Raw genomic sequence first — 3,354 nt, 5'->3', positions numbered from 1 at the left:
GCGCGGCGCTTGGCGGCCGCCATCGGCCGCGGCCCAGCCCTGCCAGCGAAAGGCCACCAGCCCGAGGCCATCGGCGCTGCGCACCTGGGCGCGCGCCGGGCGGCCGGCCTGGGCCTCGGGCCCGGATGAAGAGGCTGTCGCGTTCATCGGCGGTGTCTCCGTTAATCGTTCTGGGTTGCCGAGGATCATAGTCGCGCCGCGACCGGCCTGCGCGAGAACGCACCTCTAATTTCGCCTGGTTATGAAAGCAGCGAAATCGATTATTAAGGGAAATGAGGCGCTTGCGTTAAAATGCGCGGCTATTCCCGGATATGACGGCGGCCGCCGGCGAGGCCCGACACGATCGGCTTCGCAGCTTCCGCCGTTTTGTTTACATGATCGAAATTCGCAACCTATCGCAGCGATTCGCCGGGCCGCAAGGCTGGGTCGAGGCGCTGCACGACGTCAACCTGACGATTCCCCGCGGCGAGGTGTTCGGCATCATCGGCCGCAGCGGTGCCGGCAAGAGCACGCTGGTGCGCACCATCAACCTGCTCACGCGCCCCAGCGAGGGCAACGTGGTGGTGGACGGCCGCGACCTGACCGCGTTGTCGGCGGCCGATCTGCGCGCCGCGCGCCGCGACATCGGCATGATCTTCCAGCATTTCAACCTGCTGTCCTCGCGCACCGTCTACGAGAACGTGGCCCTGCCGCTCGAGCTGGCCGGCGTGAAGCGCGCGGAGATCGAGGCGACCGTGCTGCCTCTGCTGGAGCTGGTGGGGCTGACGGCGCAGAAGGATCGCTACCCGGCCCAGATCAGCGGCGGCCAGAAGCAGCGCGTGGGCATCGCGCGGGCGCTGGCCAGCAAGCCCAAGGTGCTGCTGTCGGACGAGGCGACCTCGGCGCTCGACCCGGAAACGACGCGCGCGATCCTCGACCTGCTGCGCAGGATCAACCGTGAACTGGGTCTCACCATCGTGCTGATCACGCACCAGATGGAGGTGATCAAGCAGGTCTGCGATCGCGTGGCGGTGCTCGATGCCGGCCGCGTGGTCGAGGCCGGGCCGGTGATCGAGGTCTTCATGCAGCCGCACCACGAGGTCACGCGCGCGCTGATCGGCGACGTGATCGCGCAGGAGTTGCCGCCGGCGCTGAAGGCGCGCGTCGCCGAGCGCCTGAAGAGCGGCCGCGGCCACCTGCTGCGCCTGGCCTTCACCGGCAGCGGCGTGGACCAGCCGATCCTGTCGGAGACGATCCGCCGCTACGAGCTGGACTTCAACATCCTGCATGGCCAGATCGACGAGATCCAGGGCCAGGCCTTCGGCTCGCTGGCGGTGCTGGCGGGCGGAGAGCCCGGCAAGGTCGGCGAGGCGCTCGCGTATCTGCGCGAGCAGGGCGTGGTGGTCGAGGAGTTGTCGCATGTTGAGTGAAATGCTGGATATGTTCGTGCAGTCGTTCTGGGAGACGCTGATCATGGTCGGCATCTCCGGCGTGGTCGGCGCGCTGGTCGGGCTGCCGCTCGGCGTGCTGCTGTACCTGACCGATCGCCAGGGCGTGCTGCAGAACCTCGGCGTCAATCGCGCGCTGGGCGGGCTGGTCAACGCGGTGCGCTCGACCCCCTTCATCATCCTGCTGGTGGCGGTGATTCCGTTCACGCGCCTGATCGTCGGTTCGTCGATCGGCACCGCCGCCGCCGTGGTGCCCCTGACGCTGGCCTCGGCGCCGTTCATCGCGCGGCTGGTCGAGACCGCGCTGCGCGAGGTCGACCGCGGGTTGATCGAGGCCGCGCTGGCGATGGGCGCCACCACCCGCCAGATCGTGTTCAAGGTGCTGCTGCCCGAAGCCTGGCCCGGCATCGTGGCGGGGCTGACCATCACCTTCGTGTCGCTGGTCGGCTACTCGGCGATGGCCGGCGCGATCGGCGGCGGCGGGCTCGGCGATCTCGGCATCCGCTACGGCTACCAGCGCTACGAGCCCGAGGTGATGTGGACCGTGGTGGTGATCCTGATCGTGTTCGTGCAGATCGTGCAGTCGTTCGGCGACTGGCTGGTGCGTCGGCTCAGTCATCGCTGAACCAGCGTTGAAGCCCTGGCCGGCGGTCGACGCCGCTATTGCTGATTCCCCGTCGGGCCCTCGCGCGGCCTGTCGCCCTTGCCGACCGGATCGCCTGGCTTGATGCCGGGGATCCTCATCACGGAGCCTGTCCCGATGCAAAGACGCAAGCTTGTCGCCGGCGCGCTGCTGGCTGCCGCCGTGCTCGGTTTCGGTGCCGCGCGTGCGGCGGCCGAGACGATCCGCGTCGGCGTGACGGCCGGCCCGCATGCGCAGGTGATGGAGGCGGTGAAGAAGGTGGCCGCCGCGCAGGGGCTCGAGATCCGCATCGTCGAGTTCTCCGACTACGTGCAGCCCAATGCGGCGCTGGCGGCGGGCGACCTCAACGCGAACAGCTACCAGCACGCGCCGTATCTGGCCGCGCAGGTCAAGGATCGCGGCTACCGGATCGTGCGCGTGGCCGATACCGTGACCTTCCCGATGGGCATCTATTCGAAGCGGATTGCGTCGCTGTCGGCGCTGCCCAAGGGCGCCCGGATCGCGATTCCGAACGATCCCACCAATGGCGGGCGGGCTCTGCTGCTGTTGCAGAAGCAGGGCGTGATCAAGCTGCGCGACGGCGCCGGGCTGGCCGCGACGCGTTTCGATATCGTCGGCAATCCGTCCGGCGTGAAGATCGTCGAACTGGACGCGGCGCAGATCCCGCGCTCGCTGGCCGATGTCGACGCGGCCGTGATCAACACCAATTTCGCGATGGAAGCGGGCCTGCAGCCCAGGCGCGACGCGATCGCGATCGAGAGCGCGGACGGCCCTTACGTGAACATCCTGGCGGTGCGCGAGGCGGATCGGGGCAAGCCCTGGGTCGCCAAGCTGGTGGCCGCCTACCGCTCGCCCGAGGTGAAGCGCTATCTGGAAGGCAAATTCGGCGGCGCGGTGATCGCGTCGTGGTGATCGGCGCGCGGTGGAGCATCGTGCGTGCCGGCGATTAGAGGCGGGGGTCCAAAACCCGGGCTTGGCGTCCGGGTTTTTTCTCCCTTAAAATAGAACGATCGTTCGCTATTGCCGGCGTGTCGCCGAATGCCGTTATCCTCGTCGGTCGAGGGGCCGCGAGGCCCGGGTTGCCGCCTCGGAGGTGGGCGACACTATAAAATGGCCGTCGGTCGTATTCGTAACTTTGGAGCGTGTGCATGAAAATCCTGGTGCCGGTAAAGAGAGTGGTCGACTACAACGTGAAGGTTCGCGTGAAGTCGGACGGAACGGGCGTCGATATCGCGAACGTGAAGATGTCGATGAACCCGTTCGATGAGATCGCGGTGGAAGAGG

3 protein-coding genes and 1 pseudogene are annotated in these 3,354 nt (G+C 67.5%); all 4 read left to right on the top strand.

What is annotated here, in order from left to right; translation table 11 throughout:
• The first annotated feature begins 374 nt into the window (after positions 1-374).
• A complete protein-coding gene (locus F3J18_RS36270) occupies positions 375-1,409 on the top strand; it encodes a methionine ABC transporter ATP-binding protein (protein WP_166916969.1) in 1,035 nt (344 codons plus the stop codon).
• Entirely contained in the window at positions 1,399-2,052 is a 654-nt protein-coding gene (locus F3J18_RS36265; protein ID WP_013697012.1) for a methionine ABC transporter permease, read from the top strand. The genes F3J18_RS36270 and F3J18_RS36265 overlap by 11 nt, the downstream gene beginning before the upstream one ends.
• Before the next feature lie 135 nt (positions 2,053-2,187).
• Positions 2,188-2,982 (top strand): MetQ/NlpA family ABC transporter substrate-binding protein, encoded by a 795-nt coding sequence (locus F3J18_RS36260; RefSeq protein ID WP_166916967.1) that lies wholly within the window; start codon positions 2,188-2,190, stop codon positions 2,980-2,982.
• A gap of 236 nt (positions 2,983-3,218) precedes the next feature.
• A pseudogene (locus tag F3J18_RS36255) lies at positions 3,219-3,354 on the top strand (electron transfer flavoprotein subunit beta/FixA family protein); the annotation flags it as partial.

It is taken from the genome of Burkholderia sp. Ax-1720 (assembly GCF_011753035.1).
Lineage (GTDB): Bacteria > Pseudomonadota > Gammaproteobacteria > Burkholderiales > Burkholderiaceae > Burkholderia > Burkholderia gladioli.
Note: the sequence above shows the minus strand (reverse complement) of the source record. Positions and strands in the feature narration are given on the sequence as shown.

Coding starts and splice junctions, on each gene's coding strand:
- F3J18_RS36270 (WP_166916969.1), top strand. CDS start 375: ATGATCGAAATTCGCAACCTATCGCAGCGATTCGCCGGGCCGCAAGGC.
- F3J18_RS36265 (WP_013697012.1), top strand. CDS start 1,399: ATGTTGAGTGAAATGCTGGATATGTTCGTGCAGTCGTTCTGGGAGACG.
- F3J18_RS36260 (WP_166916967.1), top strand. CDS start 2,188: ATGCAAAGACGCAAGCTTGTCGCCGGCGCGCTGCTGGCTGCCGCCGTG.